Genomic DNA, 24,377 nt, shown 5'->3' with positions numbered 1-24,377 from the left:
CAAGATGAGCTGCCCCCATTTTATGTACCATCGCCGTCTTGAGTCTTTACCGCTTTTTTTCCTTCGGCATTTGGCTCCACTGAAGGTAAGCCCTTCGTGGGGTACGACAACGATTCGTTCATTTTACAGCCACAAGGCAATTTCGAGAGGCTTCCCATCTACAGTTGACCCAAGCCGTGGCTTTCTGTCACCTAAACCTCCGTCTATGTGACAGAAATAATCAGGCTGGACCGGAGCTGAAATGTGTCACTAAACCCGTCACTTAAACAATGTCTCGCCAATGGTGAGAAGTATCGGGATTGATCAAGAGCCTATGGCTGTAAAATGCACGAATCGTTGTCGTACCCCACTACTGCCTTCCTAGTTGGTAAAGTGGGCTTTCATAGTTTTTATTAGGTCACTTCAGAGCGTTTTCGATAGTTCCATCTGTTCCATCGTGAGCGATTTGGATTGTCCGCACGAACCACGGCGGCGGCGGCTTGTGGTAAGGCCAGCGAGCTGCGATAGATCAAGTATCGCGGCTCCCAGCGTGGCTGGAACTTGCGCTTGTAGGCATGAAGCCCCTCAAAGGAATAGAAGCGACCGCCCCGCCGAAACACGAGATTGAGCACGCGCTCCACGAGGGGATCGGTTGCGTCCTGCCCGACTCCAGAGAGCGGAGATAGCCCGAGGTTGAAAGTGGCAAAGCCCTGTTCCTTTGCCCACTCAAACAGCGTGACAAAGAGAAGATCCATCACCCCGGACTCCGCACTGCGGCGACGGCGCATCAGATCAATTGTGCTCTCCGATTTCTGGTACTCCGGGATGATATTCGCAAAGGCTACCACGGTACCACCGGGGTCATACACCACGGTAACCGGGCCAGCACTCAGATAGATTTCATCAAACCAGCCCAGGGAGAAGCGCTTCTCTCCGCCGTGCTGCTGGTGTAGCCAGTCATCACTAACAGCCTTGAGCTGGTGCAGGAACTCGGGGGTGTAGGGCGGTGAAAGCACCTCCGCTGTATAGCCTGATTTTCTTAGCCGCCCCACTCCCCCACGAAGGCTCTTTCCCGCACGTCCCGCCAGCGTGAAGCTCTCCAGCTCTACCACAGCTTCGCTCCCGATCCCGAGTGCCTGCAGCCCCGCTGTCTCATAGGCATCCAGGTGATCCGGCAGAGTCTGGTAAAAAGCGGGCTCCCAGTCGTTCTCCGTGCAGAAGGCCACAAAGCCCTCAATGGCAACGGCGCAGTCTTCTTGCTGACCAATGGGATCGCCTAGGGCAACGGCGGAGCGCCCTACCAGAGCATAGCCCACGACAGAGCCACCTGGGCTAAACCAGTAGAGCTTGTCAGAAAGGAGGACGAATCGGGCTAGCGATGAGCGGCCATGTGCTTCTACAATCAGACGTGCCTTTTCCTGCTCCGCGACCGTTGCGTGCTGGCGCAGGAGCACGGGCTGAAGGAGCGTGAAGAGCGCGTAGCCCAGAGTCGTGGCAGCAACCGTGTAGATCGAGTCGGTAAACCAGTGGCCGAAGCGCGTCATGGGCAGCGGCCCAGAATCACTAAACGAGAAGAACATCGCCAGAGTCTGCTCCAGCGCCGCACGGAAGCCAAAATTGTAGGCAAAGTGCCGATCAAGGAGCCAGAACCCAAAGACCCCGTAGACCAGAGTGAAGCCAAGCGCCCCAAGGAGCACCCGAAACCCCTGATGGATGCTTGGGCCATCCGAGCGGGCGATAAACTTCGTGCGTTGCGACCAGAGGGCAAGTAGCAGCCCTAGTGCTAGCGTCGCCTCTTCCCAATCCAGCCCCTTGGAGAGGTGGGCCACCACGGAGAGCACTAGGGCCGCCATGGTCAGTCGGTGGGCGAGCTGCTTGCGCCTAAGAAGCCCCTGAGCCAGAAGTAGGAGGGCAAACGCCGCTAGGACGGTTGCTAGCCGCGAGCCATAGCGCACTTCGAGCGGCAGGTGATTGCGCAGAAACGCGAGACGCAGCCCTAGGGCGGGCAGGGTCGCACTGAGTAAGTTCGTCAGCCCCATGAGCGCAGTGAGGGTGCTAATCATCCTCACCGCCATGTCGCCGCGAATATTGCGTCGCAGGCGGCTGAAATGTAGAAGGCCCCCCACCGCGAGGGGAAGCCAGAGAGCCAGTCCCCGAAAAGCGAGAGTCACCGCCGTGGCTTTCACGATGGGAACGCCTAGCGAGACAAAAGTAAGGCTCATCATCCCTTCGACGGCTCCCAGGCCATCGGGGGTGATCGTCACAATCCAAAAGAGCAGACCCACTGAGAACGCAGCCAGAACTGTGCCTGGAGTTAAGTGCAGTCCGCAAGCACGTCCGAGAAACGCGAGGCAGAGCACATCCATCACGTGGGCAAAGAGGGCCAAGCACAGCGGGAGCACGAGGCGGCGCGGCTGAGAAAAGAGCTCGCCTGCGCTCTCGGTAGCATGGCGTGCTTGCTCCACTCCCCAGCCCATCGGGAGCCGTCCAAATGCCCGTTTCTCCATTCCTGTGAGTAGGCGCTCCAACAGACGCGGGGCTCGTTGGGCGAGGACAAGGCCACCACCCCAGAGAGCTATCAGCACCAGCAAGCCTAGAGAAGCTAGTAGCTCCGTGATGCGGAGGGCATCATGGAGCCAGAGCAGGGTCAGCCCACCTAGCAAGACCAGGCCAAAGGTTGCTAGGTCACAGACGCGTACCAGTAGCAGGGCCGCCGTCGCACGAGCGGGGGAAATGCCGCGCCGATTTGCATCGGTGACAAAGGCAGTGGCTCCCGTGCCAGGGACGGTCAGGTTCACAAAGAGCGAGGTAAACCACACAGGCGCAAGCTGGCTCCAGCGCGAGGGAGCACCTACTGCCTGAAACGCAGCACTGTGAAGGCCGATCATCAAGGCGAAGAAGCCAAGCTGGCAGACGCTGGCTCCCAGCACGGGCAGAAGCTGTGCCTGCTCCAGAGCAAGCGTCACAGCGCGTAGCTCTTGTCGCTGGAAGTAGATCGCAAGCACTCCGGCCAAGGCAAGAAGCAAGGTCACGATAGGGCGTTGCATCTAACCCTTTGCCTGTTTCCACCACTGCCCCAGTAGGGGAAGCGCGGACTGAAAGTGCTTATTCCAGAAGTCCCACTTGTGGGCACCCGGATCACGATCTAGCTTGACCGTGGATCCCACCGAGCGGGCGATAGCGGAGAACCCGGTAGCGTCGCTGATCAGGTCCTCGTCATCGTCCGCCCCCACCGCTAAGTAGAAGTGGAGCTTCTTGCGATCCTCTGCTAGGATATGGTGGAGCTGCTCTATGGGAGAGTTGGCGCTTCTGACAGCGGGGTCAGAGCCAAAAATGTCCGTCGCATCGCCCCAGTCGTCTTTTACACGCAGGTCGCCCGAGAAGATCAGAGCACTCTGGAAACGCTCTGGGTGGCGCACTGCCAGATTGGCCGCGCCATAGCCACCTTCGGAGAGTCCCCCAATGGCCCAGAGTGCGGGGTTGCTGACTGCGTGGTAGCGGCTCTCCAGAAACTGTGAGAGATCTCGCACAACAGCCGTTTCCATGTTGCACTTACCGCCCTTTGCATCAGCCCACTCTGAGCCACCTTTGTAGAACGGGCCACGGCCATCCGGGAGCACAATCAGGCAAGGGGGGAGTGTTCCCGCTGCGATAGCACTATCTACGGCCCGGTGTGCGTTGCCATCGTAGAGCCAGTCAACCGCCTCACCTGGTGTTCCATGCAGGAGCATCAAAACGGGGTAGCGGCGCGTGGGGTTCTGGGAAAATCCTGGTGGTGTGTAGATAAAAACGGAGCGCTTCTCTCCAAGGGCTGCTGAGAAAAACTCGGTCTTCTCCAGCTTGCCCGCGAGCTTGTTTCCCAATACCTGGCGCTCGTGGAAGGCGCGGAGAAGATCGGCGTTGGCTGGGCGCGACGTTAAGGCTATCAGAGCCAAGAGTGACAGAATTGTATAGCGTTTCATGGGGGCTAGTGCGCCTCAACGCCATCATTGGTTCCAAAACGGTGAGAGGTCGCAACGAGGGAACGATTTCTCCGCATCCGGTCGCAGAACCACCATGAAACAATTCTCGTCCACTGCGTCGCTTGTCATTGTTCTACTATTTTTAACGGCAATCCCTGCTTTGGCAGATACGCCGATCAACCCGGAGCGTCCTGGATTCACGAATGGGCCTGACACCGTGGGCACGAAGATCCTTCAGTTGGAAGGTGGGATTACCCGTAGCGAAGGGAACTATATTTTTACCGATGGTGGAATCCTTCGCTACGGAGTTTCTGAACAGACGGAGCTTCGCCTAGGACTCCCGAGCTGGCAACGGGGAGTGGGATTTTCCCCGGTCAGCTATGGCCTCAAGACAACACTTCGCCCGCATCTTGGCTTGATTGTGCAGACCAGTGGAGAGCACCCGTCACAGACACAGGCGGCGCTTGAGGCAGATTTCGCCATAACACGTGACTGGACACTGCAAGTAGATGCTGTACGGGACTCCCGATGGTCGAGTGGCTTCAACTTAGGACGCCCTCTCACCAAGCGCCTCAGCCTGTTTGTTGAAAGCTACCGTTTGGGAGCCTGGTATAAGGATGGCGGTATAACCTATCAGCTCACTCCAGACCAACAACTAGATATCAGCGGTAACGAACACTTTTTGGGGATCGGCTACGCGTGGAGGCTACGGTGAGCCTCTCATGAGACCCATGAGGCTGGAACCATTTCAACACGTGTGGCGCACTGCCTAGCACAATGCGTGAATCCAACCGTCCCATCTTCTACGACCCCACTGAGCGCCGAGGAGTTCTCCTCCAGCGTGTGGCCTTGCTGGGAGGTGTCCTGCTAGCGACAGCCTTGGCGATCTTTTTTGCCAGCATCCTGAGTGTGCCCATCGCCCACCGGATTCGGCTGCCCCTGCCAAAGTTTCTCCCGGACAACCCGCGCCGCGCCGCAGAGAGCGACCGCACCCCTCTCCCGGATCATACCCTTCTGCCCCTGGTGCTGCCTGTGGGTGGTGCGGCTCCGGGCAGGGGGGAAGGCGTTGTCGGGGCCTTCTACGTGGACTGGGATGAGGTCAGCCTCGCGTCCCTGCGGCTTCACGCCTCGGAGCTAACCCATCTCTTTCCCGGCTGGCTCCACCTCAATGGCACGGGTGATGGCCTCGTGATGACGGATCACGATCCCGCCGACGATCAAGCACGCCTCTTGGCAAAACAGCACCACCTTGCCGTCTTTCCGCTAGTGAATAACTTCTCCGCTAATATCAATGACTTTGAGGAGTCGCGGCTTCATGGAATGCTGGGCGATCCTATCAAGCGGGGCAAGGTAGCGGAAGCACTTCTGAGCTACGTAACACAGCACGGCTATGCGGGGATCAACCTGGACCTAGAGACAGAGCGTGAGGACGACAGAGAGAAGCTCGCCGTTTTTGTCCAGGAAGTAGCAGCACTCTTTCATGCAAAGGGCTTGCCGATCAGTGCGTGTACACAGGTAGGAGAGCCCGAAGAAGCCGCCACCATCGCCCGCCCCTGCGACTTTGTGATTCCCATGATCTACGACCAGCACTACGCCAGCGGCATTGCGGGCGCAATCGCCCCCGAGCCCTGGGCGGAGCAGGAACTGTCCGCGTTTCTAAAGGCCGTCCCTGCCAACAAGACCGTGCTCGCCATCGGCAACTATGCCTATGACTGGGTGGTGGGCAAGCCAGGGGCCAAGACCCTCACCTTTGGCGAAGCGATGGTAACCGCGCAGGAATCGCAGAGCGGCAGCGACGGCGCGGTTCGCTGGGACAGGGAGCAAGGCAATCCCCACTTCACGTATGAAGAGGACAACAAGCGCCACGAGGTCTGGTTCCTAGATGCGGCAACGGCCTACAACTTCCTGCGCTTCGCACGGAGCAAGGGCGTCACCGGGCGGGCACTCTGGTACATCGGCTCGGAAGACCCCACACTCTGGACCTGCTTTGGAAGAGGCAAACAGCCGCAAGACGCTCAGGCACTGCGCATCGTCAAGTACGGCTTCGAGCTGGACTTTGAGGGTGAGGGCGAGGTGCTCGATGTCGCCACCCTTCCCCAGACTGGTGAGCGAACCGTGGCCACCGACACGGGCGGCCACATCACCAACGAACGCTTTCTGAGCTACCCGACATCGTGCGTGCTCCGGCGCTCGGGCAAGGCCCCAAAGACCATCGCGCTTACCTTTGATGATGGCCCCGACCCGCGCTGGACCCCTGCCGTGCTCGATGCGCTCAAGAAGGCGGGCGTTCCCGCCACGTTCTTTGTTACCGGAGTCAATGCCCAGCTCTATCCTGAGCTCGTGCGACGTGCCTGGGACGAGGGAAACGATATTGGCAACCATAGCTTTTATCACCCGAACCTCGCTCTGGTTGGAGAGACACGCACCAGGCTAGAGCTCGGTGCCACCCAACGGGCGATTCAGGCCATCACGGGCCACTCCACCACTCTCTTTCGTCCCCCCTACGGCGTGGACTCCCAGCCCTCAACGAGTGAGGAAGTGATGCCTATCGCAGCAGCGCAAAAGCTTGGCTATGTTACGGTTGCCGAGGGGATAGATCCGCGTGACTGGGAGCAGGGAGCCAAGAAGCGCACGGCAGAGCAGCTTGCCCAGAGCATTGAAGGCGATGCCTTGGCAGGGTCGGGCAGTATCGTCCTGCTCCATGATAGTGGCGGAGATCGAGCAGCCACGGTTGCGGCGATCCCGCTGGTCGTGGAGCGGCTTAAGGCAAAGGGCTACCAGTTTGTCACCGTCTCACAGCTCATCGGCCAGAGCCGAGCGGTCGCCTTCCCAAGCGTCACGGGTCGCCAGAAATGGCTCTCGCTCGTGGACAGAACCGTCTTTGCCGTCTCGTCAGGAACCGGGCGAGTGCTCAGTGGAATCTTTCTGTTCTCGCTCATCGCTGGGGCCATTCGCCTTCTGCTGACCGCTGCTCTTGCACTTCGTCATGCCTCCCAGACTCCACCGTTGACAGTCACTGGTTTTGAGCCGCTCACCTCGGTCGTCATCGCCGCTTACAACGAGGAAAAAGTCATCGTCCGCACGATTCAAGCGCTGCTGGCGGGTGACTATCCCAACCTCGAAGTAATTGTCGTGGATGATGGCAGCAAGGACAACACCGCAGGCGTGGTGCGCCAGGCGTTTGGGGATGACCCGCGCGTGGGGCTGATCGTTAAAGAGAACGGCGGTAAGGCAAGCGCTCTGAACCAGGGAATTTCCCTAGCCAGTGGCGAGCTACTCATCGGGCTGGATGCCGACACGCTCTTTGCTACCGACACGGTCAGCAAGCTTGTGCGTCACTTCTCCGACCCAACGGTAGGAGCGGTTGCGGGCAATATTCAGGTGGGCAACCAGGTCAACCGCCTGGCGCGCTGGCAAGCGCTAGAGTACACCACGAGCCAGAACTTCGACCGCCGTGCCTATGCGCTCCTCAATGCGATTCCCGTGATTCCCGGCTGCGTGGGTGCATGGCGTACTGAGGCGGTGAAAGCAGCGGGCCTCTACCAGACCGATACACTCGCAGAGGACGCCGACCTTACGTGGCGGGTGCGTATGGCGGGCTGGCGACTTATCTGTGACAACGAGGCCACGGCCTTCACGGAAGCACCAGAGCGGGTGAGTGAGCTACTCAAGCAGCGCTTCCGCTGGACGTTTGGGACACTTCAGGTGCTCTGGAAGAACCGTCGTACTTGCCTTAACCCGCGCTACGGTGCCTTCGGAATGGTGGTCGTCCCTCTGCTCTGGGTCTTTCAGTTTCTGCTTCCTGCCCTCGCACCTGCGGCGGATCTTGGGATACTCTTTGCGGCACTCTCGGGAAATCTGCTGGCAGCGGGTGGCTATCTCCTGTTCTTCCTCCTGCTGGAACTCTCGGCGGCGGCGCTGGCCTTGCAGCTCGATGGAGGCGTCCGCTACCGCCTACTCTGGGAGCTCCCGATCCAGAGAGTCGCCTACCGTTACCTTCTCTTTGCCGTCCTGATCCGCACCCTGAGGGCTGCTTTCTCTGGGATTCGTGCAAGCTGGGGCAAGCTAGAGCGTAGGGGTAGTGCTCGTATTCAGCTCAGCTCAAGGAAAACTTGAGAGGAACTTTTGACGAAGCCACTGTCGCACAAGAATAGGGGCAATCTTTCTGAGTATTTCAAGTGCAGGTATAACAAGGAAGAGAAAGCTTAGGGCTTAATGATCATGAACAACGACAACGATGATGACTTAGGACAAATGCTCCGCGCCGCCTCGGTGCCAGACCCTATCGGGGGGCATGAGCCAGCTCGCGAGCGCTTGATGGGCCGCGTGCGTCACCAGTTCCCTGTCGAAACGAGGGTTCGCATGCACTCGCCTCGACTTTACCGATCCCTTACAGCAGGTGCTGTCCTCGCTGGCCTGACCCTTGTGGTATTTCTCGCTTGGCCAGAGCAGAAAGCGGAAGCCTTGCCCAGTGAGGCACAGATGCAGCGGTTCTACGACCAGCATGAGACACACCACACCGCTCATTTCCAAGAGTCCGAGACGCAGCGATGAGAGTCATATGGGGAGTGATCCTCTTTCTGAGTGCCTATAGTAGTTGGCCTGCCATCGCACAGTCACCAGCGAAAAATCAGCCCATGGTCAAAACCGGAATCCATGCTGTGCCTGCGGCAACGAAATCAGGCGTTCCTGATCGGGTGGGAATCTGGCAGCTTGTGCGGCATGTTCCGGGAGAACACGCCCACTTTCTCTACGCCAGCAATAAACGAACCGTTTCGCTGTTTGTAACAGAGACTAAAAATAATCGCCCTCTCCAGCTACAAAAAGGCTGGAAGCCCGTTATCTTAGAGCGCGGCGTGAGTGCATTTATGCATCAAGATTCTCGCCACCCAGAGCGGAGCGCCCTCGTCTTTAAACACAAGACACAACGCCGAATGGTCATGGGCCACCTCACTGAGAGCGAGTTGGTCAACCTTGCAAAACGACTGCGCTAAGAACGATATAGACCCGTAATCGAAAACTATGAAAGCCCACTCTACCAATTCGGAAGGCAGTAGTCCGTTGCGGTGGGCGACGTGCCCCTAATCAATCCTCTGTGAAGGTGTCCTGGGCAGCGTCGCCCATCGCGAATGACACCGCTCTTCCATCTCGATACGTTCCCTGATCGCCTCCATGTATCAGAGCTTTGCGGCTCTGCTTCTCGGTGCTATCCAGGGGAAGGAAAGGTACTGCCATGATTCGGATGGAAACCATCGCCAACAACACGCTTCGCCTTGAGGAGAGCGTCCGCGCCACACTGCTTCAGGCAGACGAGGCCCTCCTCACCCAGGCTCTAGCAGGACATCATCCCACTGACCTTGCCGAGGTTATGGAGCGACTCATTAACGAGGACGCGATCCGTGTCTTTCGTGCTCTCGACTCAGAGCGTGCTGCCGAAGTACTTGATGAGCTGAACCAGCAAAAAGCCCGCTACCTGCTCGATAACGAGGTGCCTGAGCGCATCGCGGCCCTGCTGGATCTGCTTCCAATGGACGATGCCGCGGAGGTGCTCGCTGAGTCCGCCACGCCTGAGCGCCAGGAAGCCCTTCTAAGCCAGTGGACCGATCAAGAGGACGCCGCGGAGGTGCGCGAGCTGCTCTCCTACCCTAAGAGTAGCGCCGGTCGGCTCATGACCGAGAAGTTTATGCGCCTCACACCCGAGCTAACGGTTGAGGAAGCCTTTGCTGCCGTGCGCCAAGCCGATGCCGAGGTGGAGACACTCAGCGATCTCTATGTCATGGAGGGGCAGCGCCTTGTCGGAGTGCTCTCTCTGCGCGATCTGGTGCGAGCCAAGAGCGCACAGTGCCTCACCGACGTGATGACGCGCAATATTGTCTCGGTCAAGGTGGACACGGATCAAGAAGAAGTGGCCCGCCTCATCTCCCGCTACGATTTTCTTGCCATGCCCGTGCTCCATAGCGACGGCACGATGGCGGGGATCGTCACGGTGGACGACATCGTGGACGTCCTTACCGAGGAGCAGACCGAGGACGCCCTCAAGCAAAGTGCTATCTCAGCGGAGCCAGGGGTTATTAATGCCCCGTACTTTTCCGTCCCGATCTGGCGCGTGGTCAAGAGCCGTGTCGGCTGGCTCGTGCTACTCTTTGTCGCCGAGACCGCTACAGGAGCCGTCTTGCGCCACTTTGAGGACGAGCTCGCTAAAGTGGTGGCACTGAGCTTTTTTGTGCCGCTGCTCATTGGCACGGGAGGTAATACAGGGGCGCAGACTGTCTCGACAATCATTCGAGGCATCGCGCTTCGGGAGATTCGGGGCAGCGACACAGGCCGGGTTCTGGTGCGTGAGCTTATCTCTGGGGTGCTACTGGGTATCCTGCTGGGGCTCATCGCCTTTGGTCGTGCGATGCTCTGGGGCAGTGGGGTGCAACTCTCGCTGGTCGTGGCTCTCAGCATCCTGGCGATCTGTACTTGGGCAAACACCATCGGCTCCCTGATTCCGCTGGCGGCCAACAAGCTCAAGATTGATCCTGCGCTGGTCTCCGCGCCGCTCATCACTACGCTGGTGGACGCAACGGGCCTAGTGATCTACCTCACGATCGCTCACAAACTTCTAACCCAGCTCCATTAACTATGGCTTATGTGGAGCTGGAAATCTTATCTGGAAAACAGTGCCTTCTCCTAATGTGCTTCGCGCAGCGACACGGCCTCCGTGCGCTTCGACAATCGCTTTTACTATGGAGAGTCCGAGGCCAAACCCTCCCGTCATGCGAGCGCGAGCGGAATCGGCTCGCCAGAGACGTTCAAAGACACGGGAGATATCTTCCTCGGAAATGCCATGCCCCTCATCCGCAATACTGATACTTATCCCATCATTCTTTTGTTGGACGCGAACCTGCACACGACTCCCCTGAGGCGAGTGGCGCACCGCGTTATCCAGCAAGTTATCCAATACCTGTTGCAGGCGAAGTCGGTCGCCTTGAAGAGATGCGGGCTCGATATGAAGCACAAGCTGTACTCCTGCTTCTTCCGCACGAGCACGAATCGCCTCAGCAGACTCCGTGATTATTTGTGCTATATCGACCGGGACTCGCTCCTGCACCAAGGCTCCTGCGTCAGCGAGCGAGAGCGTCAGCAGGCTTTCTGTCAAACGCGTCAGGCGCTCGACTTCCGTTATAGTGATCTGAAGGGCACGCTGGTGAGTATTGGGGTCTTGCCGACGCAGGGCGACTTCGGCGGTCGTTCGCAGATTTGCAAGCGGCGAGCGAAGCTCATGGGCAGCGTCGGCAATGAACTGTGCCTGCCCTTCAAAGAGACTCTCCAGCCTAGCGAGCATGCCATTGATTCCCTCGGTAACATCTACTAGCTCCGCGTCCTCGGACAGGTGAGGCAACCGTAGACTAAGATCAGCGGTGTGGATACTTGCCGTCTGTTTCGCGATTTCACGGAGCGGTTGAGTGAGCCTTACTGAGAGGTTCCACGCAAACAGACAGGTGGCACCTGCGCCTAACATACCGATGAGCAGCATACGAAAAACGATGCTTCGCAGTGTACTCTGCAACGGAGCCATGGATTCGATGCAGAGAGCGATATTGCGAACTCCGTTATCCTCATATGGGTAATAGAGTGCGCGGTAGATTTGACCGTGTCGGTATAGATGGGTGAATACTCTCTTCCGCACGGTGCGCTTCTCAGAGCGAAGTGATACGAGCCCACGCTCCAGGACTATCTTCCCCGTCGCCTCTCTCCAGACAAGAATAGATTCATCATTGATACCTATTTCTAAAGGGTCTCCGATCTCCTTTCCACCAACGCTTTCTATCTCAGTACGAGTGATTTCTAGGAGAGTCTCATCTTGCTTTTCCTGGAGCGCTGTTCTCACACTGACAAAGACAGCAAAGCCCGTCGTCAGGAGAATGCCCAGTGCACTCATGGCGATCCAGAAAGCAAGCCGTGCGCGGAATGTCTTGAGTACTTTACTCATAGGTTTGCAGTCCTGAGCCTATAGCCCGTTCCACGTACAGTCTCGATGGACTCCATCCCCAGCTTCTCACGGAGACGGCGAATATAGACATCTATCAGGTTCGAATCGGGTGCCGCCCCGCTCTCCCAGACGCTCTCCCATAAGACATTTCGAGACACGATGCGGCCTGCTGCCAAGGCGAGGCATTCCAGAATCTGCCACTCCCGCATGGTGAGTGTGACCTCCGTAGCGTCCAATTGAACCTGTTGGGTGCCAAGATTCAGGAGTGCACCGCCTTCAAGCCTCATGACAGGCCGCGCACCGCTAGAGCGTCGTAGCAGAGTGCGGATGCGCATCACAAGCTCTTCGAAAGCAAACGGTTTGATGAGATAGTCATCGCCGCCCAGCTGGAGCCCACGCACCCGCTGCGCGACGGCATCGCGGGCTGTTACAAAGAGAATGGGAGTGGCGATGCCGCGCCCGCGCCACTGCTCACAGAGTGAGAACCCATCTTTGCCCGGAAGCATCACATCCAGCACGATCAGATCGTAGCTCCCTGTCAAGACAAGCTCATTAGCCTGCGTTCCCGTCGCGGCGTGCTCGACAACAAAGCCCTCGTCGGTTAGCCCAAGGGCCATAAAACTCGGAGAGTGGACCTTCATCCTCAACAAGTAAGAGCTTCATCTGCTCATCATACCGAGCAGATTGCTTCTTGGCGTTCATCCTGCGTTCAGGTTCCTCAAGATACGCTGTAGGGGAAGATAAAGGATACGTAAATTATGCAGATTCGTCTTTTGCTTGGAATCAGCGCTGTGGCACTTGGGATCGGTGCACTCGCCTGGGCGGGACCGCAGAGCCAAGGCAAGATCGCACCGTGGGAAGCGATGAAGGTGGCTACGGAAAAGCTCGGTGGAGGAAAAGCGTTTGAGGCAACGTACATTGTAGAGAATGGCAAGCCTATTTACGACGTGATTGTTATCAAAGACAAGAAGCTCAGCGAAGTCGAAGTAGACGCCATCACAGGCAAGGCTGGCACTGTCGAGCAAGTAACTCCCGCGGAAGAAGGTAAAGAGCTTACCGACCAGCTCAATATCGCGCTCGGAAAGAAGAAAGCGGTTCCTGAAAAAGACGAGAAGACAGAAGCGCCCGCTCGCCGCATGAAAAAATGAGAGTTGCCGCGCTCCTCTTGGCCCTGGCAATTCAAGCAGCTATCGTCGAGACAAGTTGGGCTCAGTCTAGCTTGACACTAGGTGAAGCACTACAAAGGGCAGAGGCGAACCTACCCCTGCCCCAGGCTGCCCGTGCGAAAGTGTTGGCGGCAGAAGCGCGGACACAACTTGCGGGCAAGCAGAATAACACCAATATCGCGCTGGCACGCCCCTACGGTTCCTCCCAGACCGGTGGATTCGGTGAGGATATTATCGTCTCACAGACATTTGAGCCTGGTGGTGTTCTTCGGCCACGAAAGCAAGCAGCCGAGCAGCAACAAAAGGCCACTGAGGCAGACCAGGTAGCAACGCTTCTTGATCTACGCCGTGATGTCACCAGCGCCTACATCGAGTGCCTTCGTGCCGACGCTGAGCTAGCCCAAGCGAAGTCTTCCCTGGAAGCTACACAGCGCTTTGCAGAAGCGGCGAGCGCTCAGTTCACGGCAGGTGATGTTCCACGCAGTAATGTGGTGCGGAGCCAGATAGAAAACGCACGATTTCGCCAGACACTCACGCAGGCCACGACAGATCGCGACAACCGCTACAGCACCTTAAAAAGCCTGCTAGGACTGCCTTCCGATGCTTCTCTAGTGCTCGCAGGTGCTCTTACAGCAAAGACAAACCTGCCAAACTTGGCAACGGCACAGTCCCTCGCACTCTCTCGACGCCCGGACATTCTTGCGGCCCGCGCACAGGTTCTTGCCAGCAGTGCTGGGATCGCCGAGGCAAAGGGGCAGCGCCTCCCAAACGTAGTTCTTGAGGGACGACGATACAACCTGAACCCGGCGCAAGTCGGGGATGCCTCGCTACGCATCGGTATCAACCTCCCTCTCTTTGATAATGGTCGGATTCGCGCCGAGGTACGTGCTACAGAGGCAGCAAAACAAGAGATGCAGTTGCAGCTTAAAGAGACGGAGCGTCTTGCCCTACTAGAGGTGGAGATAGCACTCCGTGAGTGCCAGCAAGCCCTTCAAATCGCTGCATCGTTTGAGGGAGAGGGTCGCCTGACAAAAACCAAGGAGCTACTGGAGATGGCACAGATCGGTTACGAAAAAGGGGGAAGCGGGTATCTGGAGGTCATTGACGCTCAGCGCACCTTTGCCAGCGAGCAGGTCGAGTATCTGCGCGCTCTGGCAACACTTCAGCTCGCAAGCGCTCAGCTGGAGCGCACCATTGGAGGGCCCTTGCCATGAAGCAAAAAGCTCTTGCTCTGTCGATTATCTCTTTTGTTTGCCTAGGGCTTCTGTCGGGATGCAGCAAAAAAGCCACCGAAGAAGAAGCGAAGGCGGAGACTCCCGCTGCTGTTGTGACTGTCACCAAGGCAGAGCGGCAGGATATTGAGGAGACCGTTACCGCACAGGGAACCTTCCAGAGCGCCCAAGGCGCAGCGACAAAGCTCGCGCCACAGACGGCGGGGCGCTTGGTACGTGTTCTTGTGAAAGAAGGAGACCAAGTGACTGCCGGTCAAATCCTTGCCACTCTGGACACACGAGTACTCGCAGCACAGACTCGCAGTGCTGAGGCAGGCTATCGCGCCTCGACGGCGACAGCTTCCCAAGCTCAGCTCGCTGCGCGGGCGGCAGCAAGCGACCAGCAAAGTAGTGTCCGCGTTGCCCAGCTCGCCATTGATGCCGCTCTAGTAGAGCGGGATGGGGCCATACAGGCAGCCAAGACATCACTCAATCTGGCAAAGACGGATCTGGCCAAAACCTTGGCGGGAGCACGTCCCCAAGAGATTCTCCAGGCACAGGACGCACTTAGGCAAGCCGAAGCGACACGAACCAGAGCAGCAAAAGAGGTCGAGCGCCAGACGTTTCTGCAGGAGAAGGGAGTCTCCGCAAAGCGTCAGGTCGAGGATGCACAAACAGCCTTGGCCGTCGCGGAGGCCAGTGTCGAGAGTGCTAGCCAGACTCTGGAATTACTTCGAGCCGGAGCAAGGCAAGAAGATCGGGAAGCTGGGCAACTTCGCGTCCGTCAAGCCGAGGAAGTGCTCAGCCAAGCCCGAAAGACAGGAGAGGCGAAGCTAACACAAGCGCAAGCACAGCTACGCCAGGCCCAGAAGCAGACACTTGCCGTCGCTGCGAAAGTGCAAGAAGCCAAGGCAGCACAGAGCGGTGCGGGCAAGGCCGCAGCGGACGTGGAGGCCGCTCGGACGCAATCAGACTACGCGACTCTGAGGGCTCCTCTCTCAGGAGTCGTTGTTCGACGCTTGCTCAATCCGGGCGACATGGCTGACCCAGCCGGAACCGTCTTGGAAATCGCGAACAGTCGCCAGCTCGATATCCTCGCCACCCTTCCTGCTGACGATGCGCTACGCGTACATGCTGGTCAGCGGGCACATCTTTCGTCGGGGGAGATGGCGCGTGTGATAAACATCGGATCGGTAGACCCTCAGACCAACCTCGTCACGCTCAGACTCCAAACAGGTTCGAGCAAATCCGTCCGTGCCGGAGCCTTTATCCTGGTAAAAGTCGTTATCCGTGTCGCCTCACAAGCCATCGTTGTTCCGAGGGAATGCGTGCTCAACCACGAGGGCAAGAGCGTTGTCTTCGTCGCGTCGGGAGAGGTCGCCAAAATGACCCCGGTCACGACAGGGGTAGAAACGGATACGGCGGTAGAGATTCGCTCTGGGCTCGCGGCGGGCGCACGAGTCATCACCCTAGGGCAGTACGAACTCTCTGATGGGGCAAAGATCAAGGTGGAAGCGCCATGAACCTTGCTCGATTTGCGCTGGGGAACCTCAAGGCGATTCTCTTCGTGACGGTTGTCCTCTGCCTGATTGGCGGCTGGACTCTCTTCTCCTTTCCCGTCGCGATCCTCCCGGATGTCACGTTCCCCCGTTTGGTGATCATCGCCGAAGCTGGAGAGCTGCCCGCACGCCGAGTCGAGGTGGGTGTCTCTCGTCCCCTTGAAGAGGCCATCGCCACGGTTCCCGGTGTCGCCCGTCTACGCTCTAAGATTCAGCGTGGCGCGGCGGAGCTCTCGGTGGACTTTTCCTGGGGCACCGATATGCTGGTTGCCGAGCAGCTGGTGAGCGCGAAGGTCAATGAGGCGCGTACCCAGCTTCCCACCGATACCCAGGTGACGGTAGAGCGCATGAACCCGACGGTCTTTCCCATTCTCGGGATCTCTCTACGCTCAAAGAATCTCTCTCAGGATGCCCTCTGGAGCCTCGCTACCTACAAGCTCAAGCCAATTCTGGGACGCGTTCCTGGTGTCGCCCGTGCGGTCGTTCAGGGGGGGCGCATCCCCGAGATATTAGTAGAGGCAGACCCCAATAAGCTCGCCGCGTTTCACCTCGCACTCCCCGATCTGGAGCAAGCCCTCGCCAAGAACAACGTGGTGCGCTCAGTGGGGCGGCTGGATATCCGCTTCCAACAGTACCAGGCGCTGGTGTCCGGCGAGGCGACCACGATTGAGGAGCTAAACCAGCTCCCTATTGCCACGCGCAATGGGGTGGTGATCACACTGGGAAGCGTCACCACAATCCAATCCAGCACACAGGACAGAACCACCATTGTCACTGCCGACGGCGCGGAGTCGGTGCTCCTCAATATCGTCCGTCAGCCTGATGCCAATACCGTCTCAGTGGTGGCGGGCGTGCAAAGTGAGCTGACTCAGCTCAAGAAATCGCTACCACCGGGCACCGAGCTAGGCATCTTCTACGACCAGTCCGTGCTGATCGGCGAGGCCATCGCCAGTGTCCGCGATGCCGTGCTCATCGGAGCAGGCCTTGCGGTAGTTGTCTTGCTTCTCTTTCTGGGCGACATGAGGGCGACGCTTGTGACGGCGCTGATTATCCCCGTCACGGTTCTCATTACGTTTCTTCTCATGCGGCTGTGCGGCCTGACCCTCAATTTAATGACCCTCGGTGCGCTTGCCATTGGGGTCGGCCTGGTGATTGACGATGCGATTGTGGTGGTAGAGAACGTCTTCCGACACCTGGCAGAGGGCGCGAAGCGTGACGATGCTGTCCAGCAAGCGGCGACGCAGATCGCGGCTCCGATGATCTCCTCAACCCTGACCACCGTGGTTGTCTTTCTGCCACTCACCCTAGTCACGGGTGTTGCGGGGGCGTTCTTCACAGCGCTGGCCGTCACTCTTACCATTGCCCTCTTGGTTTCTCTCGCCCTGGCTCTGACCGTCAGCCCGAGCCTTTGCGCTGCGTTTCTCAAGACCCGTGTGGGCCAGCGCGAGCACAGCAGGCTCTTTGAGAAGGTCTTACGGCTCTACGAGCGGATTCTGCGCAGCTGTCTACGGCAGCGTGTCTGGCTCCTGCCTCTTTGCGCGGTACTGGCGTTCGGCGGGACGGTCTTCTTCGGGACACGCCTGGGCACGGGGTTCATGCCCACGATGGACGAAGGCGCGTTCATCCTCGATTACGTGACTGCGCCGGGAACCTCACTCGCCGAGAGCGATAGGCTCCTCAAGAAAATCGAAGAGATCCTCACGACAACCCCTGAGGTGAAGTCCTACTCCCGGCGCACCGGAACGGAGCTCGGCTTTTTTATCACCGAGCCCAACACGGGCGACTTTGCGGTCGTGCTCAAGTCCGGCAAGCGGCGCGATATCGAAGCCGTCATCGAAGAAGTTCGTGGCAAGATCGCGGAGGATGTTCCCGGCATTGAGGTCGAGTTCGTCGAAGTTCTCCAGGACCTTATTGGGGATCTCGCAGGTGCACCGGAGCCTGTAGAAATAAAACTCTTTGGGGAAGACCAGAAGCAGCTCGAAGAGACAGGGGCAGCACTTGCCGAGAAGCTAGCCAAAGTGACCGGCGTTGCGGACATGAAGTCCGGTGTGGTTGAATCGGGGCCGGAGCTAACGGCGCGTGTGAACCCGCTTCTGGCAGGCCGGGCAGGACTGAGCACGAGTGACATTGGAGAGCAGGTAGGCGATGCCCTCTTCGGTATCGAGGCCACCAAACTCCTCCAGGGAGATCGTCAGGTCGGAGTGCGCGTGCGCTATCCAGAAGCGCTACGCTCCGATGCCGCAGGTTTTGGCGCGACTCTGATTAAGACACCTTTAGGGGCGTATATACCCCTCTCATCGCTGGCAACGCTGGCTTTCGTTCCAGGAACCAGTGAGATCACGCGTGAGGACCAGCGGCGGATGATGGCGGTCACCGCTCAGCTTGAGGGCCGCGACCTAGGAAGCGTCATGCGCGATATAAGCGCGGCGATGCGTAGCGAGCCACTACCCGTCGGAGTGACTTATGTCCTTGCCGGGCAGTACCAGAGTCAGCAGGCTTCGTTTGCAAATTTAATGCAGGTTCTCGCCCTTGCCGTCCTGCTCGTCTTTGCCGTGATGGTTTTTCAATTTAAGAGCTTCACAGCCCCGGTGACGATCCTCTTGATCCTGCCACTGGCCCTTTTTGGGGTTGCACTGGGACTCTGGATAACAAACACACCACTCAATGTCAGCTCCCTCATGGGGGCAGTGATGCTTGTAGGGATCGTCGTCAAAAACGGGATTCTACTACTCGATCAGGCGCAGCACGCGGAATCGGAAGGGCTCTCGCCAGAAGAAGCCGTCATTCTGGCAGGCGAGCGCCGCCTACGTCCGATCCTGATGACCACCCTCACAGCGCTCCTAGGACTGGTTCCGCTCGCACTGGGGATCGGCGCGGGGGCGCAGCTACAAAAGCCGCTCGCGGTAGCAGTGATAGGTGGTCTTACCTGCTCTACTCTATTCACTCTCGTGCTTGCCCCTTTGCTCTATGTCGTCTTACGCCAAGGACGCAGCTTGTCACTAAAAACTTCTGAATAAAAGGAAAGTCTAATGTCACGTATTCGCTTAAGTCTTCTAGGATTGCTTCTAGTTACAGTTCCGAGCTACGCGCAGAAATCTGCATCTACAGGGGAGCAAACCGTTCCCGCCTATGTTCTTGTCCGGCGGCTCTCAGATGCCGACGTTGCCAAGAAACGAGAGGGTGGCTTCTTTACAGGGCTGCCGGATATCTCCTCAGACCCCGTGGCAGGTCAGGGCTTTGGACTACGCGGAAACTACTACAATAATGGCAAACGCAGCGACCCACTCTTTGCCTACACCCCCTACCGTGAGAAATTAACGGTCAATGCCCAGTTCACCACCGGGCAGGCACGGGAGCTCGTTCTCTCCTATGATAGGCCCTACATCAATGGGTCTCGCTGGCGTGTTAAAGTGGATTTCAAAGCCCGCCAAGACCCGACGAACCTCTATTTTGGCATCACTCAGGCGACTCTAGGGAACCTCACACTTCCCACGGCGGGGCCGGGGGGGGCGACCTACCCCACGTTCTCGGAGTACGAAAAAGCTCGCAAGACCCTCCGTGACGGCGGCCCCGGCGAAGCGGCGAAAGTAACTGACTCGCTCTCGAACCGCTTCCAGGACTCGGAGCTGATGCTCAATGTGAAAGCCGACTACGCGCTCGGAAACAAGGGGCGCTGGCGGGTGCTGGGCGGCTACGAGATTCAGCGGCTGGACTATAAGACCTTTGGAGGACGCCCTGCCAGCGCGGTAGACCCCGTCACTGGTGCCTCGCTCCAGGCTCCGAATGGAACGCCCCTACTGGATCGCAACTCAGCGGCCGGGACGGCCATTGGGCTGGATGGAGGACTCGTCTCGATCTTACAGCAGGCGCTTATCTACGATACCCGTGACTTTGAGCCCGACCCCACCCGTGGAATGTATTTTGAGATTGGGAACGAGTACTCTGCACGAGCTATTGGATCACAGTTTGATTTTGACAAGCTCATGATTCAGGTCAAGACATTCCACAAGCTCCCTGTCGGACCGCGCACGGTTTTGGCGGGGCGCTTCGCGGTGGGAAATATCTTTGGGAAAAATGCTCCGTTTTTTGAGTACCAGGATCAGTGGAGCCCGGATGGGAGCATCAACGCCCTTGGTGGCGCACGCTCGCTCCGGGGCTTCCGCGCGAATCGGTTTATGGCGCGCTCGATGTGGTTTACCAACTGGGAGGTACGGGCACGTCTCGGGGAGAAGAAGATTGCTGGGCAGCGCTTTGCCCTCTCCGTCGTTCCGTTCTTCAATGCAGGCACCGTGCGGGATAGCTGGCAGTCGCTCAACTTTGACGACATTCGCTACTCTTACGGCGTCGGGGGGCGACTCGCGTGGAACCAGTCCACGATTATCTCCTTGGACATTGGTCAATCTGGTGAGGGCAAACTGCTGTTCTTTGGAATTGGTCATCCATTTTAGTAGAAAGGGTGTGGTGTATAAGCTTCAAGCAGCACCGTCCACTTGCGCGTTGGCTGGACGGTAGCTGCCCTATCAATCCCAGCCCGGCTGATCAATCGTGCGCCCCAAGGGTGTCGAGGTGCGACCGCTTCCCCCACAACCAGTGACGGTGAGTGCCAGCAAGGGCAAAGGTACTAAACGGTAATGCGCCGCAGGAGCTGGCTGCTGCCCCGCTCGACGACCAGAGAGACCTCACTACGTTTGGCGGTATAGACAGCCTCAATCAGAGCGGAGATGTCTTTTGCGGCATGCATTGGCTTCCCATCCAGCGAGAGGAGAATGTCCCCCGGCTGGAGGTCTGCCTCTGCAGCAGGGCTTCCCTGTGCAACCTCGACGATCACGATTCCTGATTTACGCTCCCCTGGCATCCCTAGCTTCTGCGCAAGCTCAGGAGTCAGGTCAACCACTGCGACCCCGAGCTTTCCCACAGCACCGTCGCTGGGAGGCGTTGCGCTGTCATTGGCTTCATCAGGGATCTTCTCGACTTTTGCCCGAAGCGTCTGCGGTGCCCCTTGGCGGATAATCTGAAGGGTTACCTCCGAGCCAGGCGTAACGCGGGAGATGCTCTCGCGCAACTCGGCGGCATCAGAGACGGACTTGCTATTAAGGTGCGTAATCACGTCCTCGACCCGAAGGCCACAGCGATCCGCTGGCAAGCCCTCTTCGATACCCGCCACCAGTACCCCTGAGGCTGTTTTGTAGCGTGCTCGGTCGGTCGCAGTGAGGTTCTCTGGTGTGAATCCCAGAAACCCACGCGTCACTTCTCCCTTGGCAACGAGCTGATCCACGACAGCATGCGCAGTGCGGGCAGGGATGGCAAAACCGATGCCGACGCTACCGCCATTGGGCGAGCTGATCGCGACATTGACCCCCATCACGCGGCCAAAGATATCGAGTAGTGGCCCGCCAGAGTTTCCCGGGTTGATTGCCGCATCGGTCTGGAGCAGGTTGGGGTAGTAGCGCGTTTGTTCCCCTTGCTCGCCCCCGATCACCGACTCTCGCCCTAGTGCACTGACAATCCCGACCGTCATAGTGTCGTTGAGGGCAAAGGGGCTCCCAAAGGCGAGCGACCACTGTCCCACGTGGGGCTTTGTCGTCTCGTCTTGCCAGCTCAGCGTGGGCAGGTTCGTGGCATTGATCTTGATGACCGCAAGGTCGCTACGTGGGTCGCGGTGCACCACACCGAGGAACTCGCGACCATCGTCGAGCTGCACCATCACTCGATCCGCCCCCTCGACCACGTGGTCGTTGGTGACGATATAGCCATCGGAGCGCACAATGAACCCGGAACCCATACCGCGTTCGATTTGATTGCCTGAAGCGGGTCGTCGCGGGTTGTTGGGAACGAGCTTGCGACTCATGATACTGACAACAGCAGGATGAACGGCCTGTGCCACTCTCTCAAATCCGTTTTGTAGCTCCAGAAGTGCAGCTGGAGGTGTCACGGTCGCGACTTGTGGTGTATGGTGGTCCTGTTTGTCAAGACAGCCCGGGGCCGCTTTTTAAGAAATTTCTCCCCTCGTTTCGGGGACTCGGTGGACTCCGTTTCCGGAGCCCTTGCTCGACTCTTTTCAGGGCTTAGCATAGTAGATTTGAGCAGGCGTAGCGTTGCCCAACGCCTGGTGGGGACGGCGCTCATTATAGAAGGATAGGTACCAGCTCAGTCCTTGCCGGACATCGCGGGGACAGTTGTACTCCTTCAGGTAGACCTCCTCATACTTGACAGATCGCCAGAGGCGTTCGGTGAAAATGTTGTCCACGTAGCGGCCTCGACCGTCCATGGAGACTCTCGCTCCCGCCGCCGTGAAGCAGCTCGTGAAGCGTTCAGTCGTGAAATGGCTCCCTTGATCTGAGTTGATAATCTCCGGCACCGTCTTGCCCAGCGCTTCGTGGCAGCAGTCCAGGACGAAGGGCAGCTCGAGTGTTTCTGAGACCTCCCAGGCGACAACGTATCGGCTGTACCAGTCAAGGAAGGCGACCAGATACATCCAGCTTGAGGCCATCCGAATGTAGGTGATGTCCACGCCCCAGACTTGGTTGGGGCGATCAATGGCGAGGTTTCGGAGCAGATAGGGATAGATTTTGTGTTCCGGCCCCGCCCCTGGTTTAGACAGATTTGGCTTCGGGTAGAGGGTTTCGAGTCCCATTTGCGTGCGATAGTCTCGGATTCTGTGCCTTCCGACCAGAATGTTCTCCGTCGCCAAGAGGGTGACGAGCTTTCGTGATCCGAGGAAGGGAGCCTCGGTGTAGAGTTCGTCCAGGCGTCGCTTGATCTTGAGCTCTTCTTCATCTGGTGGGACGGGTTTATAGTAGAGGTGCCCACGTGAGAGGCTGAGCAGCTCGGCTTGCTGAGTAAGTGGTAGCTCGGCTGTCTGTCCCCATTCGAGTAGATTGACTCTTTCATTTCGTGTCAGCTCCGAGGCCAGCTTTTTTTTTCTACGTCAGCAAAACTACCTTGAGTAACCGCTGCTCTAAGTCTGACAAATATGCCTGTGGATCTTTACGGAAGCGACGTTGTTGGCAACGCTCGCCGTGACGAGACTTCAAATCCTGACGCAAGCTACGCAACTTCACTAAACAGCGAGGACGCAAATCCGCAGCATCAAGGGCATGCTCTGGTGTCGAAAGCGCAGCAACGAGCCGAACACTGCCACGAAGAACGGTCATCCCAGAGCAAACTTTACGACCGCTACAACGACGCTCGTGATGCCTGTAGGAACCAAACTGCTGCTCCAAAGCGTTGTTCGTACGAGGCAGATCGGCGTGGCTATAGCATTGGAAAAGGCAGTCCCAGTAACTGCGGCTCACTTTTAAGAACTGGGTTGCCGCTTTGCCCAGTAGTCCTTCATCCGCAACAAAGCCGTTCATCTCAGATAGTAGATGGCGATAGTGATCCTGTAGCGTCAAAGAGTCCAGTTCCTCTTTGTTATTGAGAAGATGGGTAGCACGATGAACCCAACCATAGCCTGTGCGGATGGGATCCCAGAAAGCACGAGTCTCTGCCAGACCCTTGTCCACCAGGGTTTTAAGCCTCAAGAGCAAACGGGGCAATCCCCTTTTTTTTCGATTGCACTCAAAGATGTCGAAATGGCTGTCAAGCGCTCCTGGAGACGAAGCCCCGGAGCCTCCAGTGGCGGCTGTCCATCATCGGTCAGAGCACTACGCACGGCAAGACAGTAGCCCCGGACAACCTGGGACTCCTCCTCATTAGAGTCCCTAACAGCATGTTCCAAGGGGCGGATGCCACGAACCCGTTTCTTGAGTTCTTTCTTGGCCTGGCGGTCTGCTTCATAAACAGGGCGGGCAGCCTCTCGTAGATAGTGGTACTGACAAAGTTGGTGTGGCACGCCAGGCAGGACACTTGCCACGGCGGGACGTAGCGAGTTCTGCCCGTCGGAGATAACAGCACAAATAGGAACAGGCAGGGCCTCTTTGACTTCGCGCAGTAGAGTTGCCAAATCTTCTTGGGCGGCACTGAGTAGACTTTTTGCCAACAAGATGGTGCCGGAAAGACAGTCACGCAAGACCCACAGCACCTCATGGCCTTTGTCGGGTTGAAGTCCATCAATGGCCAGCACCACTCGGCCTTGTGTTTTGAGCTGGGGCAGAGAGGCACTCACGCGTAGCGCCAGCAGTTCTTCATAGCGATGGAGCAGGTTACACACGCTGCGTTCGCACAGGGACAAGCCTCGCTGTTGTAAATCCTGATGTATCTGTTTGAGACTCTTATGTTGGTGATAGCGACTGTGCCCAACGAATGCGACCACATCCAGCCCGGTTTCGCTCAAGGGCAGTGCGAGTGCTCCTTCTTCCCAGGGCCGCACTGGCTTTTTGTAGGCCTTGCACTCTGCATTAGTACATCGTCGAACCGGGACGATGAGTGCAATACGTCCTTGCAGGGTAAGCAGGTGGCGTTTGTTTTGGTAAGCGATGCGCATGGATTTGCCACATTGCGTGCAATGGGATGATGCGGGATCTAGACGACGCTGTTGCTCTGGGTTAGAGATCGGGTGTGTTCGTGCCATCCTCTGTTGC

Annotated in this window: 17 protein-coding genes; 10 read left to right on the top strand and 7 right to left on the bottom strand. The window is 57.9% G+C overall.

Features of this window, described 5'->3' with window-relative positions; all coding sequences use genetic code 11:
* Positions 1–392: 392 nt before the first annotated feature.
* Positions 393–3,026: a flippase-like domain-containing protein gene (locus tag RMO15_RS00395; RefSeq protein WP_309706812.1), complete on the bottom strand. Its 2,634-nt coding sequence runs from the start codon at positions 3,024–3,026 to the stop codon at positions 393–395.
* Positions 3,027–3,941, bottom strand: a complete 915-nt coding sequence (locus tag RMO15_RS00390) for an alpha/beta hydrolase-fold protein (protein ID WP_309692395.1) — start codon at positions 3,939–3,941, stop codon at positions 3,027–3,029. It abuts the gene before it with no gap.
* 94 nt (positions 3,942–4,035) lie between these two features.
* Between RMO15_RS00390 and RMO15_RS00385 the strand changes: the two genes are divergently transcribed.
* From RMO15_RS00385 to mgtE, 5 genes are all read left to right on the top strand, one after another.
* The gene (locus RMO15_RS00385) at positions 4,036–4,656 is read left to right on the top strand and encodes a hypothetical protein (protein WP_309692398.1); all 621 of its coding nucleotides are present in this window, start codon (positions 4,036–4,038) and stop codon (positions 4,654–4,656) included.
* A 62-nt stretch (positions 4,657–4,718) separates the two neighbouring features.
* Positions 4,719–8,057, top strand: a complete 3,339-nt coding sequence (locus RMO15_RS00380; RefSeq protein ID WP_309692401.1) for a glycosyltransferase — start codon at positions 4,719–4,721, stop codon at positions 8,055–8,057.
* A 99-nt stretch (positions 8,058–8,156) separates the two neighbouring features.
* Positions 8,157–8,495 carry a hypothetical protein gene (locus RMO15_RS00375; RefSeq protein ID WP_309706808.1) on the top strand — a complete coding sequence of 113 codons (339 nt, stop codon included), beginning with the start codon at positions 8,157–8,159 and terminating at the stop codon, positions 8,493–8,495.
* On the top strand, positions 8,492–8,935 hold the full coding sequence (locus RMO15_RS00370) for a hypothetical protein (protein WP_309706806.1): 444 nt from the start codon (positions 8,492–8,494) through the stop codon (positions 8,933–8,935). Before RMO15_RS00375 ends, RMO15_RS00370 begins: the two co-directional genes overlap by 4 nt.
* A 239-nt stretch (positions 8,936–9,174) precedes the next feature.
* A complete protein-coding gene (gene mgtE, locus RMO15_RS00365) occupies positions 9,175–10,566 on the top strand; it encodes a magnesium transporter (RefSeq protein WP_309692411.1) in 1,392 nt (463 codons plus the stop codon).
* Here the strand turns inward: mgtE and RMO15_RS00360 are convergent, their stop codons facing one another.
* Together RMO15_RS00360 and RMO15_RS00355 are read right to left on the bottom strand one after the other, a co-directional pair.
* Positions 10,567–11,919: an ATP-binding protein gene (locus tag RMO15_RS00360; RefSeq protein WP_309706804.1), complete on the bottom strand. Its 1,353-nt coding sequence runs from the start codon at positions 11,917–11,919 to the stop codon at positions 10,567–10,569.
* The gene (locus RMO15_RS00355) at positions 11,916–12,536 is read right to left on the bottom strand and encodes a response regulator transcription factor (protein WP_309706802.1); all 621 of its coding nucleotides are present in this window, start codon (positions 12,534–12,536) and stop codon (positions 11,916–11,918) included. Before RMO15_RS00355 ends, RMO15_RS00360 begins: the two co-directional genes overlap by 4 nt.
* Before the next feature lie 141 nt (positions 12,537–12,677).
* Between RMO15_RS00355 and RMO15_RS00350 the strand changes: the two genes are divergently transcribed.
* Genes RMO15_RS00350 through RMO15_RS00330 form a run of 5 tightly spaced genes read left to right on the top strand, consistent with a single transcriptional unit; the run spans position 12,678 to position 20,303 of the window.
* Positions 12,678–13,067: a PepSY domain-containing protein gene (locus RMO15_RS00350; protein WP_309706800.1), complete on the top strand. Its 390-nt coding sequence runs from the start codon at positions 12,678–12,680 to the stop codon at positions 13,065–13,067.
* The gene (locus RMO15_RS00345; protein WP_309694082.1) at positions 13,064–14,299 is read left to right on the top strand and encodes a TolC family protein; all 1,236 of its coding nucleotides are present in this window, start codon (positions 13,064–13,066) and stop codon (positions 14,297–14,299) included. Before RMO15_RS00350 ends, RMO15_RS00345 begins: the two co-directional genes overlap by 4 nt.
* Positions 14,296–15,819: an efflux RND transporter periplasmic adaptor subunit gene (locus RMO15_RS00340; protein ID WP_309694084.1), complete on the top strand. Its 1,524-nt coding sequence runs from the start codon at positions 14,296–14,298 to the stop codon at positions 15,817–15,819. Before RMO15_RS00345 ends, RMO15_RS00340 begins: the two co-directional genes overlap by 4 nt.
* Positions 15,816–18,872, top strand: a complete 3,057-nt coding sequence (locus RMO15_RS00335) for an efflux RND transporter permease subunit (RefSeq protein ID WP_309694087.1) — start codon at positions 15,816–15,818, stop codon at positions 18,870–18,872. Before RMO15_RS00340 ends, RMO15_RS00335 begins: the two co-directional genes overlap by 4 nt.
* Before the next feature lie 12 nt (positions 18,873–18,884).
* A complete protein-coding gene (locus RMO15_RS00330) occupies positions 18,885–20,303 on the top strand; it encodes a DUF5982 domain-containing protein (RefSeq protein ID WP_309706799.1) in 1,419 nt (472 codons plus the stop codon).
* Positions 20,304–20,476: 173 nt separating this feature from the next.
* On the opposite strand, the gene RMO15_RS00325 is transcribed toward RMO15_RS00330, so the two are convergent.
* From RMO15_RS00325 to RMO15_RS00315, 3 genes are all read right to left on the bottom strand, one after another.
* Positions 20,477–21,787 (bottom strand): PDZ domain-containing protein, encoded by a 1,311-nt coding sequence (locus tag RMO15_RS00325; RefSeq protein ID WP_309706797.1) that lies wholly within the window; start codon positions 21,785–21,787, stop codon positions 20,477–20,479.
* Between the two features lie 126 nt (positions 21,788–21,913).
* Positions 21,914–22,768, bottom strand: a complete 855-nt coding sequence (locus RMO15_RS00320; RefSeq protein ID WP_309706814.1) for an IS3 family transposase — start codon at positions 22,766–22,768, stop codon at positions 21,914–21,916.
* A gap of 10 nt (positions 22,769–22,778) precedes the next feature.
* Positions 22,779–24,280 (bottom strand): transposase gene (locus RMO15_RS00315; protein ID WP_309687996.1). Its coding sequence is split into 2 segments (ribosomal slippage): positions 22,779–23,398 and positions 23,398–24,280, totalling 1,503 coding nucleotides; the frame shifts between segments, so codons are not numbered across the junction.
* Positions 24,281–24,377 lie beyond the last annotated feature (97 nt).

The sequence above is a fragment of the Armatimonas sp. genome, from assembly GCF_031410135.1.
In the GTDB taxonomy this organism is placed as follows: Bacteria; Armatimonadota; Armatimonadia; order Armatimonadales; family Armatimonadaceae; genus Armatimonas.
Note: the sequence above shows the minus strand (reverse complement) of the source record. Positions and strands in the feature narration are given on the sequence as shown.